Below are 14074 nucleotides of genomic sequence, written 5' to 3'. Positions count from 1 at the left end.
CCTGATGGCGAACCGACTGGATTTCACCCTGGAGCCGGGCGACCAGGAGACCCTGGCGCGCTTGTCCGGGCCGCTGGATGCACATCTGCGCCTGATCGAGAATCGCCTGGGCGTGGCGGTGCACAACCGGGGCCCGCGTTTCAATCTGACCGGGCCCAGCGCGGCGGTGGATGCCGCCGGCGCGTTGATCCACGACCTGCACCGCATGGCGCAGGAAGAGCCGGTATCCCTGGAGCAGGTGCACACCGCGCTGCAGGACGCCCACGTCGAGGCGCTGACCGATACCGATGCCCGGACCCCCGATCCGGTGCTGCGTCTCAAGCGCGCGGCGATCCGTGGTCGCGGTCCGCGGCAGTCGCGCTATATCGCCGGCATTGGGCGCAACGACCTGACCTTCGGCATCGGCCCGGCAGGCACCGGCAAGACCTTCCTCGCGGTGGCCGCGGCGGTGGCCGCGCTGGAGCAGGACCGCGTGCAGCGCCTGGTACTGGTGCGCCCGGCGGTGGAGGCCGGCGAGCGCCTGGGGTTCCTGCCCGGGGACCTCGCGCAGAAGATCGACCCCTACCTGCGGCCGATGTACGACGCCCTGTATGAGCTGATGGGATTCGATCAGACCGCGCGCCTGATGGAACGCCAGGTGATCGAAGTGGCCCCGCTGGCCTACATGCGCGGGCGCACCCTGAACGAGTCCTTCATTATCCTCGACGAGGCGCAGAACACCACCGTGGAACAGATGAAGATGTTCCTCACCCGCATCGGCTTCGGTTCGACCGCCGTGGTCAACGGCGACGTGACCCAGGTCGACCTGCCGCGCGGGCAGAAGTCCGGCCTGCAGCACGCGATCCGCATCCTCGAAGGCGTGGAGGGCGTGGGCATCCACCATTTCCGTGGCGAGGACGTGGTCCGCCATCCGCTGGTGCAGCGCATCGTCCAGGCCTATGACCTCCACGAGGAGGACTCCGGCCATGACGCTTGAGGTCGCGGTGCAGTATGCGGTGCCGCGCGCCGGGGTGCCGGCGGCCCGCGGCCTGCATGCCGCCGCCCGCGCCGCCTGGCGGGGGGAGGACTCGGCCGGGGTGACCCTGCGCATCGTGGATGCCGACGAGGGGCGCGAGCTCAATCACGCGTTCCGCGGCCGCGACTACGCCACCAACGTGCTGTCTTTCCCGGCACCGGACGACTTGATCATGCCACCCGGTGCCGGGCCGGCCTGTCTCGGCGACATCGTGCTGTGCGACCCGGTGCTGCAGCGCGAGGCGCGCGAGCAGGGCAAGCGGGTGAACGATCACTACACCCACATGGTAGTGCACGGGATGCTGCATCTGCAGGGCTTCGATCATCAGGACGCCGGGGAAGCGGCCGAGATGGAGGCCCTGGAAACGGCGATCCTCGCCGGTCTTGGCCTGCCGGACCCCTACCGGACGGCCGGGGCGGACCCCGGGTGCGACGCACGAGGGGCCCATGGGCTCTGAGGCGAACACCACCGGCGGGGCCGGCCTGTTGCGGCGTCTGCTGGAGCCGGCGCTGCAGCGGCTGCGCCGCGAGCCGCACTCTCGCCCGGAACTGGTCGAGACCCTGCGCGGCGCCCAGGACCGCGAGGTGCTGGACCCCGAGGCGCTGACCATGCTCGAGGGCGTGCTCAACGTCGCCGATATGCAGGTGCGCGACATCATGATCCCGCGGGCGCAGATGGAGGTGGTGCGGCGTGATGCCCCGCTGTCGGAATTCCTGCCTGACGTGGTCGCCTCGGCCCATTCGCGCCTGCCGGTGGTGGGCGATCACCGCGACGAGGTGGTGGGCATCCTGCTGGCCAAGGACCTGCTGCGTTTCTTCGGCGATCCCGACGACACCGCCTTCGACATGCAGGAGATCCTGCGCCCGGCGGTGTTCGTACCGGAGAGCAAGCGCCTGAACGTGCTGCTGAAAGAGTTCCGCCTGAGCCGCAATCACATGGCGATCGTGGTCGACGAGTACGGCGGCGTCGCCGGGCTGGTGACCATCGAGGACGTGCTGGAACAGATCGTCGGCGAGATCGAGGACGAGCACGACGTCGAGGACTATCTCACCCAGATCATGCAGCACCCCGGCGGGCGCTACACCATCAAGGCCCTGACCCCGCTGGAGGAGTTTAACGCCTATTTCCAGACGGCCTACGACGAGGATGCCTTCGACACCGTGGGCGGGCTGTTGCTGTCGCATTTCGCCCATGTGCCGCACCGTGGCGAGACCCTGAACCTCGACGGCATGCAGTTCCGCGTGCTGCGTGCGGACAATCGCCGGCTGCATCTGGTGGAGATGCGCCTGGCCGAGCCCGCCGCACGAGTCGAGGCGGCCGAGTCGGGCGATTCCGGTACCGAGGGGGCGCGATGAGAGGGCTCCCGCTGCCCGACCTGTCCGGGCGCTGGACTGGCGGCCTGCTGGCGTTGCTGGCCGGCGTGCTGGCGGTGCTGGCGTTCGCGCCGGTCAGTCTGTTCACTGCTGCCCCGCTGGCGCTGGCCGTGTGGTTCGGGCTGCTGGTCCGGGTGCAGGGGCGGCCGCGTCGCGCGGCCTGGTTCGGCTGGCTGTTCGGCCTCGGTTTCTTCGGCGTCGGCACGTCGTGGATCTTCAACAGCCTGCTGGTGTTCGGCCAGGCCCCGCTGGTGGTGGCCAGCGTGATCACGGTGGCCTTTGTGCTGGTGATGGCGCTGTACCCGGCATTGTTGAGTGCGCTGGCCGCGCGCTTTCTGCCGCTGCACCGAATGGAGGGCCTTCTTGCCCTGGCCGGCGGGCTGGTGCTGCTGGAACTGGCACGTTCCTGGCTGTTCTCCGGGTTCCCCTGGCTACTGTTCGGTCATGCCACGCTGGACACGCCGCTGGCGTCCTGGCTGCCGCTGGGAGGCGAGCTGGCGGGCAGCCTGATGGTGGCACTGATCGCCGCCGGGCTGGTGCTGGCGGCCGGGCGGCGTTCGCGCGGCATCGGCGTGGGGCTGGTGGCGGGCGTGGTGGTGGTCTCCGCGGCCCTGCTGCCGTTGCAGTGGACCGAGCCCGACGGCCACCCGGTCAGCGCGACGCTGGTGCAGGGTAGCATCGAGCAGGAGCGCAAGTGGGCCCCGGACGGCATCCGGCACTCGCTGGAGGTGTATCGCGAGCTGACCGCGCAGGCCGAGCCGGCGGATCTGGTGGTGTGGCCGGAAACCGCGATCCCCGCGCTGACCGGCGAGGTGGCCGGGGCGCTGGAGCAGGTGGCCGCGGACCTGCCGGGCGAGGACGCGCAGCTGGTGACCGGGCTGTTCGATGGCCAGCGGGAGGGGGACATCCATAACGCGATCCTGACCTATCCCGGTGGCGAGGCCTATCACAAGCGGCAGCTGGTGCCGTTCGGCGAGTACATCCCGCTGCGCGAGCAGCTGGCGTGGCTCGACCGGCTGCTGATGATCCCGATGTCCGATCTGGCCCGGGGGGAGGATGACGGACGGATCACGCTGGCGGGGCGCACCGCCGGGGCAAGCATCTGCTACGAATCGGCCTATGCCCGGCACATCCGCGCTGCCCTGCCCGAGGCGGGCTTCCTGGTCAACGTGTCCAACGATGCGTGGTTCGGCGACAGCCTGGCCCCGGCCCAGCATCTGCAGATCGCACGGGTGCGGGCGGTGGAGACCGGACGTCCGATGCTGCGCGCGACCAATACCGGGGTGTCCGCGCTGGTCGACTTCGACGGCCGGCTGATCGACGCTTCGCCCCTGTTCGAACCGGCTACCGTGCACGGCGGGATCCGGCCGCGCAGCGGCATCACCCCGGCCGCGGCCATGGGCGAGGGCCCGGCGGTGCTGGCCGCGCTGGTGCTGGTGGTGCTGGGCGCGGCGGTGGGCCGCCGGCAGTCGCGGTCCGACGACCCGGTCTGAATCACCGGACTCGGGACGCCGCGTGCCTCAGCCGGCGTCCGCCTCCGGCGGCGGTCCGCGGCGAAACGCCGTGTGGTGACATTGCGCGCAGGGCGGAATGCGGCCGACCTTTTCCATGTGCAGCGGGTGCCCGCAGTTCTTGCAGATCAGTTCCCCCGGCCCCGTGATCTCGCCGGTGTGCCATTCGCCCATGACCTGGGCACGCGCCGTCAGCTCGGTGATCTCCACCCGGGTGCGGTCGGCAATGCGTTCGAGCGCGTTGACGATGCTGGCTTCGATCAGGCCGATGTCGATGCGCAGCCAGCTGCGCCAGTCCTCGCTGCGCGAGTCGATGTAGGCGCCCAGGTCCTGCAGGTCGCGCCGCAGGTACTCCATTACCTCGTGCGCCTCCTCGCGGGTCAGGTCGCTGGCCTTCTGCACGCGTTCCCGGGCGTTCTCCAGGGCCTCGTTGATGGCCTTGCCGGTACGCTGCTCCAGTTTCTCGAGGTCCTCGGTGACCTCGTGCAGCATGCGGTGGTAGGCATCGCTCAGGCGCGATTCGCGTTCATGCTGGTCCTCTTCCTGACCGCCCTCGGGATTCCTGTTCTTGTCGCTCATCGGCATCACTCCGGATTCATCGGTGCTCGGAGGTACGTTAGCACGAGCATGCCCTGAAACGGGGCGCGTGGCCGGTCTTCCTGTCGCCCGTATGCAGAACGGGGCGCAGCCCCCGCCCGGGCGTGCGCCCCGTGGAGTGATACCCCGTTACCCGCCGACGCGTCCGTGAGTGCCGGTAACGGGGCCTGCGTCAGGTCGTCGGAGCCGCCTCCTCCGGGGGTTCGACCAGGTCGCGGTAGGCGTGCCACATGGCGTAGCCCAGCCAGGGGAACACGACGATCAGGGCCAGCAGAGCGGTGGCCACCGAGACTGCGAACAGAACGGTGATCAGCGCGGCCCAGATCAGGGTGGCGGCCGGGCTGGTGCGCAGGGCCTTCAGGCTGGTGCCCATCGCCGTCATGAGTCCGGTCCGGCGGTCCAGCAGGGTCGGGATCGTGACCACCGAGAGCGCCAGAACCACGACCGCGAGGGCGGCACCGGCGACGACCAGACCGGCCAGCGAGATCAGTCCGCTGGTGCTGCCCAGCAGGACCGGAAGGGCCTCGTGCAGCGGGCCCAGGAGTCCGGCGTGGCCGACGTTGAGGACCCCCATCCACAGCCAGACGAAGGCGGTCCAGGCCAGGAAGATCGAGGCCAGCAGGGCGGCGAAGGCCCAGATGGCACCGCCGGTCGCCTCCAGCGCGCCGAAGCCCGAGCGCAGGCCGACGGTCTCGCCGCGTTCGATGCTCCGGGCCAGGCCGTTGAGGCCGGTGGCGAGGACGGGTCCGACCAGAAGGAAGCCCGTGAGGGCGGCAACCCCGGCCCACGGCCAGGACCAGAGCACACCCATGATGACGCCTCCGATCGCGGTCACCATCAGGCCGTGCAGCAGCCCGGCCGGGGCATGCCGCAGGTCGTTCCAGCCGGCACTCAGCCAGCGCAGCGGGCGGCCGGCCTCGATCCGGCGTACGCCGGGCGTCGCCTCCTCGTACCCGTGACGGGGCCGGATTTCGGAAAGGTCGTCCGGATAACGGCGCTGGATCAGGGAGATCATGCTGCACCTCCTTCGCATCGCATCGGTCGATGCGCCAAGGGTATGTATCCTGAAGTCTAGATGGCCATGCGCCGCCTTGCGGTTGCGTTTGACGGAACCATTCGGCAGATCCGGGACTTGTCTGGAAGGGGGGCGGGGTGACTGGTATTCTGCGCGGTTCTTCGTTCGCGGCGGCAAACAGCACAGGTGAGGCCCATGCAGGAGCATTATTCCCCGGAACAGGTGGAGACCGAGGTCCAGCGTCGCTGGGACGAGACCGGCTGTTTCCGGGCGCGGGAAGATGCCGCGGGAGAACCCTTCTATTGCCTGTCGATGTTCCCGTACCCGTCGGGCAAGCTGCACATGGGCCACGTGCGCAACTACACCATCGGCGACGTGATCGCGCGCTTCCAGCGCATGCAGGGCAGGAGCGTGCTGCAGCCGATGGGCTGGGACGCCTTCGGCCTGCCGGCGGAGAACGCGGCGATGCAGAACAATGTGCCGCCGGCGACATGGACGCGCCAGAACATCGAGCAGATGCGCACCCAGCTCCAGCGCCTGGGCTTTGCTTATGACTGGTCGCGCGAGTTCGCGACCTGCGATGCCGATTATTACCGCTGGGAGCAGTGGCTGTTCGTGCGTCTGCTGAAGAAGGGACTGGTCTATCGCAAGAAGGCGACCGTGAACTGGGACCCGGTGGATCAGACCGTGCTTGCCAATGAGCAGGTGATCGAGGGGCGCGGCTGGCGCTCCGGCGCGCCGGTGGAGCGTCGCGAGATGCCGCAGTGGTTCCTGCGCATCACCGACTACGCCGACGAGCTGCTGGAGGCGCTGGACGACCTCGACGGCTGGCCGGACCAGGTGCGCACCATGCAGCGCAACTGGATCGGGCGTTCCGAGGGCGTGGAGCTGGAGTTCGCGGTGGAAGGCGGCGAGCCGCTGACCGTGTTCACCACCCGGCCGGACACCCTGTTCGGCGTCGGCTATATGGCGCTCGCGCCGGAGCACCCGCGGGTGCAGGCGCTGGCGCAGAATGACGCGGAACTGGCTGCGTTCGTCGCCGAATGCGGCCAGGGCGGGGTGGCCGAGGCGGACCTGGCCACAATGGAGAAGAAGGGCCGCGCGCTGGGCTTCACCGCCCGCCACCCGCTGACCGGCGAAGACATCCCGGTGTGGGTCGCCAACTTCGTGCTGATGGAATACGGCACCGGCGCGGTGATGGCGGTGCCGGCACACGACGAGCGCGACCACGAGTTCGCGACGCAATATGGCCTGCCGATCCGCCAGGTGATCGCCCCGGCCGACGGGGGCGAGTGCGACGTGCAGGCCGCCGCGTTCACCGAAGCCGGCGTGCTGGTGAACTCGGGCGATTTCACCGGGCAGGACACGGAGGCGGCGAAGGCCGCGATCGCCGATCATCTGGAGCAGGCCGGACTGGGCCGGCGCCGGCGCAACTACCGTCTGCGCGACTGGGGCATCTCGCGCCAGCGCTACTGGGGCTGCCCGATCCCGGTGATCCACTGCGACGACTGCGGTGCGGTGCCGGTGCCGGAAGAGGATCTGCCCGTGCGCCTGCCGGAGGACGTGATCCCGGACGGGGCCGGCTCGCCGCTGGCGCGCATGCCGGAGTTCTTCGAGGCAACCTGTCCGCAATGCGGCAAGCCGGCACGGCGCGAGACCGATACCTTCGACACCTTCTTCGAGTCCAGCTGGTACTTCGCCCGCTACGCCTGCGCCGACAACGACACGGCGATGCTCGACGAACGGGCCGATCACTGGCTGCCGGTGGATCAGTACGTCGGCGGGATCGAGCACGCGGTACTGCACCTGCTGTATGCGCGCTTCTTCCATAAACTGCTGCGTGACGAGGGGCTGGTGGGCTCCGACGAGCCGTTCACCCGGCTGCTGACCCAGGGCATGGTGGTGGCGCCCACCTTCTACCGCGAGCGCGGCGATGGCGGGAAGGACTGGATCAACCCCGTCGACGTGGAACTGGAGCGCGCCGAGGATGGTTCGGTGAAAGCCGCGCGCCACCGCGAAGACGGGCAGCCGGTGACCATTGGCGGCATGGAGAAGATGTCCAAGTCGAAGAACAACGGCGTGGATCCGCAGGCGCTGATCGAGCGCTTCGGGGCCGACACCGCGCGGTTGTTCACCATGTTCGCCGCCCCGCCGGATCTGTCGCTGGAATGGTCGGACTCCGGCGTCGAAGGGGCGCAGCGTTTCATCCGACGCCTGTGGCGCGCGGTGCGCGAACATGTCGGGGGTGCGGCGGCGTCGCCGCTGGATCCCGAAAACCTGTCCGAGCCGGCGGGCGATCTGCGGCGCAAGTTGCACGACACCATCGCCAAGGTCACCGACGACATCGGCCGGCGCCAGACCTTCAATACCGCGGTGGCGGCCAACATGGAGCTGCTGAACGAGCTCGGGCGGCTGCCGGAGGATGCCGAGGGCGCCATCGCGGTCCGCCAGGAGGTGCTCGAAGGCATCGTATGCATGCTGGCTCCGATCATTCCGCACGTGACCCAGGTGCTGTGGGAGGCGCTGGGCCATGACGGGCTGGTGGCCGATACCCGCTGGCCGCAGGTCGACGAGGCCGCCCGGCAATCCGCCCGCGAGACCCTGGCGGTACAGGTCAACGGCAAGCGCCGGGCAGAGATCGCGGTCCCGGCCGGTGCGGATCGTGAGAGCGTGGAGCGCATCGCGCGGGAGGACGAAAACGTCCAGCGCCATCTCGAGGGGCAGGGCATCGTGAAAGTGATCGTGGTCCCCGGACGCCTGGTGAATTTCGTGGTCAAGCCGCAATGACCCGGTTCCTGCCGCGTCTGCTGGTGGTGCTCGTGCTGACGGCCTCGCTGGCCGCCTGCGGGTTCCAGCTGCGCGGCACCGGGGGGTGGCCGTCGGAACTGGATCCGGTGGAGATCCGCGGCCTGCAGCCGCGGGACTCGCTCTACCAGGAGCTGGCCCGTGGCCTGCGTGCCTCCGGGGTGGAGATCGTGGAGCGGCGCCCGGATGATCGTGGCGTGACCCTGGAGATCGCTTCGGTGAATGATTCGCGGCGCGCGCTGTCGGTCTCCGATCAGGCGCGGGTCAGCGAGTACGAACTGACGCGCAGCATGCGCGTGCGGCTGCGCCCGGCCGATGGTGAAGCGACGGACCTCGACACGCTGCGTGCGTCGCGCACTTACGTCTATGACGAGACCGCCGTGCTCAGCCGTTCGGAGCGCGAGGAGGACCTGCGGGCCACCATGAACCGCGATCTGGTGGCCCTGCTGCAGCGTCGGGTGCGAGCCCTGACCGGGGGGGGCGAGGACTGACATGGCCGTCGATCCGGGACGCATCGATCAGTCCCTGCGCAAGGGCGTGGCCCCGCTGTACATGCTGCTGGGCGAGGAACCGCTGCAGACCATCGAGGCCGCCGATGCGATCCGGGCCGCCGCCCGCGAGCAGGGTTTCGACGAGCGCACGGTGCTGGATCTCTCCGCCCAGTCCGACTGGTCGGCCCTGGATGCGGCGGTGCGCGACCGCTCGCTGTTCGCCAGCCGCACGCTGGTGGACCTGCGCCTGGCTACCGGCAAGCCCGGGCGCGAGGGCGGCGAACGGCTGAAGGCATACGCCGCCGCACCGGAGCCCGACATCGTGCTGCTGTTGCAATTGCCGCGCCCGGATCGCGACATGCGCCGCGCGGCCTGGTTCAAGGCGATGGAATCGGCCGCGGTGGTGGTGCATGCGCGGCCGGTGCCGCCTGAGCGGCTGGACGGCTGGATCCGTGATCGCCTGACTCGGCACGGGCTGCGCATCACGGACGAGGCGCTGCAGCTGCTGGCGGCCCGGGTGGAGGGCAATCTCCTGGCCGCGCGCCAGGAGATCGAAAAACTGGCGCTGGCCGGCGTGCAGGGGGTCGATCTGGAGACCCTGGCCGAGGCCACCGCGGATGCCGCGCGCTTCGATCTGTTCGGCCTGTCGGCGGCGGCGCTGCGCGGCGAGACCGGGCGATCCCTGCGCATGCTGGAGGGCCTGCTGGACGAAGGTCAGCCCGAGCCACTGATCCTGTGGGCGCTGGCGCGCGATGCACGGCTGCTGGTGCAGGCCCTGGAACGCCGGGCCGCCGGGGCGAACGACCGCGAGGCCTTCCAGGGCAGCTTCGGCGACCAGCAAAAGGCCCTGCGCCTGGCGGCGGGACGCCTGGACGTGGCGCGGGCGCGTGACATCCTGCGCCTGGCTGCCCGGGTGGACCGGGTGATCAAGGGGCAGGAACAACACGGGGATGCCCGGCAGGGGCTGCTGGACCTGGTGGCTCGTATGGCGGGCCGGCCGCTGACCGTGGCCGACCCTGTCCTCAACCCCGAGGGTGCATGACCCGGCGCAGCGCCCCGGCGCAGCCTGGAACGGGCCATGCGGAGGCGATTAGCCTGTGACCGCAGCGTCCCGGCGCCGGTACCCCGCGACCAGGGTCAGACCCGCCAGACCAAGGCCCATCAGGGCCAGCGACGCCGGCACGGGCACGGGGGTCGGGGCCGGATCATCGCCGATGGCCGTACCCGCGATGGTGGCGCCGTCGAAGGCGAGGCCGGACTGGAAAGCCGTGTCCTGCCAGTTCACCACACCGAACTCCAGAGAGTAGGTGCCGGTATCCTCGAACAGGTACGAAGCCTGGATCCAGTCGGTGTATCCGCACCCGTCATCCCAGCAGGATCCTGAGTTGGCGCCCAGGGGAGACCATTCCGGCGCCCCGGGGATCACGGGGGTTTCCTCCGGATCGAGGGTCACGTCCGCATCCGGCTCCGGGAGCCCGAAACCCGGTACGGTGTCACCGTCCGGCGTCGTGCGGGCGGTGAACAGTTGAATCGGAGCCGCGCTGTCCGGGAGGATCTGTGCCCACGCGTAGTCGGTGAAACCTCCACCATCAGAGGAAACGTAGTTGAAGTAGAAGTTGAGTTCATCGCCCTCATCCGCGCTGAACTCTGGCGAGGTGATGGTCGATCCGGTGGTTTCGTCGCCAACGTCCAGGCCGTCGATGTCGTTCCCGTCGTTGGTCGAGATCCAGCCGTATTCCGAGTTGCCGAACGGCGACAGCGTTATATCGCCGTCCGCCGCTGACGTGCCGCAGTTTCCATTACAGTCCCAGCCGGAGATATCGATCGGTGAAGCCATGGCCGTACTGGCCAGACCGAGTGCACCGCACAATCCGGTTGCCGCAAGGCCGAGGTTAAATGTTTTCATTGGACACCTCTTCTTTTCGGAGTCAATGGTCGGGTGGCACCGCCTTTTTTTGGGTGGCTCCCGGTTGTCGCATGAGCAGGAAAAGACCTGCAGGGCATCGCCCTGCTGTTATCGGGCAATATCGGTGCCAGTACGGTCCCGGGGTTTCATGGTTCATGTAGAACAATGGCTTGCGGGGAGGGCGGGCTGTCTCTTGCCCCAGTGAGGGCGCCGGCATGTCAATCCCGCGGACAACCTGCCGCAGTGGTGCATCCGGCGAAGTCATCGACGCGGAAAGTGCCTTGTGGGAGAGTGCGGCCAGCCTGATCCGGTTATCGTCATCCGCGCCGCGTTCGGGGCCGCGAGCGTGGATCGGATCACCCGGGCTCCGGAAAACGGCAATGCCCGGCAGGGGTTGCTAGACTTGGCGTCCACGTATGGCGGAGCACCCGCCGACCGTGGCTGAACCCGTACCGAATTCCAACGAGTCTGATCGTATGAACGCTGCCGTGAATCCCGCCGAATCCGCTGCTGTCAGCGATGATATGGTCGCCAGGATCGAGGCCCTGGGGCGTGCTGCGCGCGCCGCCTCGCGCCACATGGCCGAGGCCGAACCGGGTGCCAAGAACGCGGCGCTGCAGGCCATCGCCGAGGGGATCGCCGAGCGTCGCGCGGAGCTGGCCGAGGCCAACGAGCGCGACCTGGAGGCGGGACGAGCCCGCGGGCTGGACGCGGCGATGCTGGACCGTCTGGCGCTGACCGATGCGCGCATCGACACCATGATCGAGGGCTGCCGGCAGGTCGCGGGTCTGCCGGATCCGGTGGGTACGATCTCCGACATGGCCTATCAGCCCAGCGGGATCCAGGTAGGGCAGATGCGGGTGCCGCTGGGGGTGATCGGCATCATCTATGAATCACGCCCCAATGTGACCATCGACGCGGCGGCGCTGTGCCTGAAGTCGGGTAACGCGGCGATCCTGCGCGGCGGTTCCGAGGCCGCCCATTCCAATCGCGCGCTGGCCGGCATCATCCAGTCCGGGCTGGCGGCGGCGGGGCTGCCGCGCGAGGCGGTACAGATCGTCGACACCACCGACCGTGCCGCGGTGGGGGCGCTGCTGCGCATGCCCGAGTACGTGGACGTGATCGTGCCACGCGGCGGCAAGGGCCTGATCGAACGCATCAGCCAGGAGTCGCAGATCCCGGTGATCAAGCATCTGGACGGGGTGTGCCACGTGTACGTGGACGCCGCGGCGGACCCGGACAAGGCGCAGGCGGTGGCGGTGAACGCCAAGACCCATCGCTACGGCACCTGCAACACCATGGAGACTCTGCTGGTGCATGCCGATGTCGCCGAGACCTTCCTGCCGGCGGTGGCCGCCGAACTGGACGGGCTGGGGGTCAGCCTGCGCGGCTGCGCCCGCACCCGCGCGGTTCTCGCCGACAGCGGGCCGGAGGTCGCCGAAGCGAGCGAGGAAGACTGGGCCGCGGAATACCTGGGGCCGATCCTGGCAATCCGCGTGGTGGACGACCTGGACGCGGCGATCCAGCACATCAATACCTGGGGCTCACATCACACCGACAGCATCGTGACCGAAAACTGGGGGCATGCGCGGCGCTTCCTGCGCGCGGTGGATTCCAGTTCGGTGATGGTGAATGCTTCCACCCGCTTCGCCGACGGCTTCGAGTACGGGCTGGGCGCGGAGATCGGGATCTCCACCGACAAGCTGCACGCGCGCGGGCCGGTGGGGCTGCATGGCCTGACCACCCTGAAATACATCGTGTTTGGCGACGGCCATGTGCGTGGCTGAGCGCGGCGGGAAGGTGGCGGCTTGATCGGGATCCTCGGCGGGACCTTCGATCCGATCCATTTCGGTCATCTGCGCCCGGCGCTGGAGGTGCAGCAGCACCTGGGGCTGGAACGGGTGCACTTCGTGCCCTGCCACGTGCCGCCTCATCGCGCCAGCCCCGGGACTTCGGGCGAGGACCGCCTGGCCATGGTGGAGCGCGCGGTGGCCGGCGTGGAGGGTTTCGTCGCCGACCGGCGCGAGCTGGATCGCACCGGGCCGTCCTACACCGTGGACACCCTGCTGACCTTCCGCCGGGAGCTGGGTGACGATGTGCCGCTGGTGCTGATCATGGGCATGGATGCCTTTGCCGGCCTGTCGTCCTGGCACCGCTGGGAGACCCTGTTCGAGCTGGCGCACGTGGCGGTGTCGCATCGCCCCGGAAGCCCCGCCTCGCAGGACCTGGGCGACGGCCCGGGGGGCGCGGTCACCGACGATCCCGCCGTGCTGCGGGCGAGTCCGGCCGGCCGGGTGTACTTCCAGCCGGTGACTCAGCTGGATATCTCCGCTACCGCCATCCGGGCCCAGCTGCGCGAGGGGGCCAGCCCCCGCTTCCTGCTGCCCGGGGCGGTCGAACGCTACATACAGGAGCGCGGGCTTTACCGGTCCGCCGCAGGAAACCCCACTACATGACATCCGAAACCATGAACAGCGAACAGTTGCTGGAATTGAGCCTCGAGGCGCTCGAGGACATGAAGGCCCGCAACATCCGCAGCATCGACGTGCGCGGCAAGACCACCCTGGCCGATTTCATCGTGATCGCCTCGGGGACCTCCGGGCGCCACGTGCAGTCCACCGCCGAGAACGTGGCGACCGAGGCCAAGCACCGTGGCATCCAGCCGCTGGGCGTGGAGGGCCAGGAGGGCCAGGAATGGGTCCTGGTCGACCTCAACGACGTGATCGTCCACGTGATGCTCCCCGAGACTCGCGATTTCTACAATCTGGAAAAGCTGTGGCTGGCCGAGGAAGAGGCCGCGGAGGGTGACGGGGGCGATGGCGGCATGGAGGATGACCCCGGCCTGCAGCGGGTCCGCCGGCTGCGGGGCTGAGCCGGTTTATCGGCGATGCGTCTGCATCTGATCGCCATCGGCCGGCGCATGCCCGACTGGGTCGCCTCCGGCTTTGCCGAATACCGGGACCGGCTGCCCCGCGAATGGGGTTTCCAGCTGCACGCACTGGCGGCCCCGGCGGGCTCGAAATCCATGGATGCCACGACCCGCCTGCGGCGCGAGGGCGAGGCTCTGCTCAAGGCGGTGCCCGAGGGTGCCCGGATCATCACCCTGGATGAACGCGGCCGTGAGGTGGACACCCGCGGACTGGCGCAGCGCCTGGCCGGCTGGCAGGACGACGGGCGCGACGTCGCGCTGCTGATCGGCGGGGCCGACGGCCTGGATGCCGCCGTGCGCGAGCGGGCCGAGTGGGCCTGGTCGCTGTCGCCGCTGACCTTCCCCCACATGCTGGTGCGGGTGCTGGTGGCGGAGCAGCTCTACCGCGCCTGGTCGCTGCTCAACAATCATCCCTATCATCGCGCGTGAGTC

General features: G+C 69.2%; 14 protein-coding genes. 11 read left to right on the top strand and 3 right to left on the bottom strand.

Annotation, left to right across the window (positions count from 1 at the left end; genetic code table 11):
- Positions 1–4 precede the first annotated feature (4 nt).
- Genes D893_RS06700 through lnt form a run of 4 tightly spaced genes read left to right on the top strand, consistent with a single transcriptional unit; the run spans position 5 to position 3881 of the window.
- Positions 5–976: a PhoH family protein gene (locus D893_RS06700; RefSeq protein WP_110619411.1), complete on the top strand. Its 972-nt coding sequence runs from the start codon at positions 5–7 to the stop codon at positions 974–976.
- Positions 966–1472, top strand: a complete 507-nt coding sequence (gene ybeY / locus D893_RS06695; RefSeq protein ID WP_110619410.1) for an rRNA maturation RNase YbeY — start codon at positions 966–968, stop codon at positions 1470–1472. The genes D893_RS06700 and ybeY overlap by 11 nt, the downstream gene beginning before the upstream one ends.
- Positions 1462–2370 carry a transporter associated domain-containing protein gene (locus D893_RS06690; RefSeq protein ID WP_018946618.1) on the top strand — a complete coding sequence of 303 codons (909 nt, stop codon included), beginning with the start codon at positions 1462–1464 and terminating at the stop codon, positions 2368–2370. Before ybeY ends, D893_RS06690 begins: the two co-directional genes overlap by 11 nt.
- Complete coding sequence (gene lnt, locus D893_RS06685; RefSeq protein WP_110619409.1) at positions 2367–3881, top strand: apolipoprotein N-acyltransferase; 1515 nt, start codon at positions 2367–2369, stop codon at positions 3879–3881. Before D893_RS06690 ends, lnt begins: the two co-directional genes overlap by 4 nt.
- Before the next feature lie 27 nt (positions 3882–3908).
- On the opposite strand, the gene D893_RS06680 is transcribed toward lnt, so the two are convergent.
- Together D893_RS06680 and D893_RS06675 are read right to left on the bottom strand one after the other, a co-directional pair.
- Positions 3909–4478: a zinc ribbon-containing protein gene (locus D893_RS06680; RefSeq protein ID WP_018946616.1), complete on the bottom strand. Its 570-nt coding sequence runs from the start codon at positions 4476–4478 to the stop codon at positions 3909–3911.
- Positions 4479–4668: 190 nt separating this feature from the next.
- The gene (locus D893_RS06675) at positions 4669–5511 is read right to left on the bottom strand and encodes a DUF2189 domain-containing protein (RefSeq protein ID WP_110619408.1); all 843 of its coding nucleotides are present in this window, start codon (positions 5509–5511) and stop codon (positions 4669–4671) included.
- 195 nt (positions 5512–5706) lie between these two features.
- Between D893_RS06675 and leuS the strand changes: the two genes are divergently transcribed.
- Genes leuS through holA form a run of 3 tightly spaced genes read left to right on the top strand, consistent with a single transcriptional unit; the run spans position 5707 to position 9849 of the window.
- Positions 5707–8298, top strand: a complete 2592-nt coding sequence (gene leuS / locus D893_RS06670) for a leucine--tRNA ligase (RefSeq protein ID WP_018946614.1) — start codon at positions 5707–5709, stop codon at positions 8296–8298.
- A complete protein-coding gene (gene lptE, locus D893_RS06665) occupies positions 8295–8807 on the top strand; it encodes an LPS assembly lipoprotein LptE (protein WP_077244707.1) in 513 nt (170 codons plus the stop codon). The genes leuS and lptE overlap by 4 nt, the downstream gene beginning before the upstream one ends.
- A gap of 1 nt (position 8808) precedes the next feature.
- Positions 8809–9849: a DNA polymerase III subunit delta gene (holA, locus tag D893_RS06660; protein ID WP_110619407.1), complete on the top strand. Its 1041-nt coding sequence runs from the start codon at positions 8809–8811 to the stop codon at positions 9847–9849.
- Between the two features lie 48 nt (positions 9850–9897).
- On the opposite strand, the gene D893_RS06655 is transcribed toward holA, so the two are convergent.
- Positions 9898–10713 (bottom strand): NF038132 family protein, encoded by an 816-nt coding sequence (locus tag D893_RS06655; RefSeq protein ID WP_024329661.1) that lies wholly within the window; start codon positions 10711–10713, stop codon positions 9898–9900.
- Between the two features lie 476 nt (positions 10714–11189).
- Here D893_RS06655 and D893_RS06650 point away from each other — a divergent pair, with 476 nt between their 5' ends.
- From D893_RS06650 to rlmH, 4 genes are read left to right on the top strand one after another with little or no spacing between them, the layout of a single operon-like run.
- Complete coding sequence (locus D893_RS06650; protein WP_018946610.1) at positions 11190–12500, top strand: glutamate-5-semialdehyde dehydrogenase; 1311 nt, start codon at positions 11190–11192, stop codon at positions 12498–12500.
- A 21-nt stretch (positions 12501–12521) separates the two neighbouring features.
- Positions 12522–13169 carry a nicotinate-nucleotide adenylyltransferase gene (nadD, locus tag D893_RS06645; RefSeq protein WP_018946609.1) on the top strand — a complete coding sequence of 216 codons (648 nt, stop codon included), beginning with the start codon at positions 12522–12524 and terminating at the stop codon, positions 13167–13169.
- 11 nt (positions 13170–13180) lie between these two features.
- The gene (gene rsfS / locus D893_RS06640) at positions 13181–13585 is read left to right on the top strand and encodes a ribosome silencing factor (protein WP_024329663.1); all 405 of its coding nucleotides are present in this window, start codon (positions 13181–13183) and stop codon (positions 13583–13585) included.
- A gap of 15 nt (positions 13586–13600) precedes the next feature.
- On the top strand, positions 13601–14071 hold the full coding sequence (gene rlmH, locus D893_RS06635) for a 23S rRNA (pseudouridine(1915)-N(3))-methyltransferase RlmH (protein ID WP_077244709.1): 471 nt from the start codon (positions 13601–13603) through the stop codon (positions 14069–14071).
- Positions 14072–14074 lie beyond the last annotated feature (3 nt).

This window comes from Thioalkalivibrio sp. ALE21, from assembly GCF_003208255.1.
GTDB classification, from domain to species: Bacteria; Pseudomonadota; Gammaproteobacteria; order Ectothiorhodospirales; family Ectothiorhodospiraceae; genus Thioalkalivibrio; species Thioalkalivibrio halophilus.
This window is presented reverse-complemented; position numbering and strand designations above follow the sequence as displayed.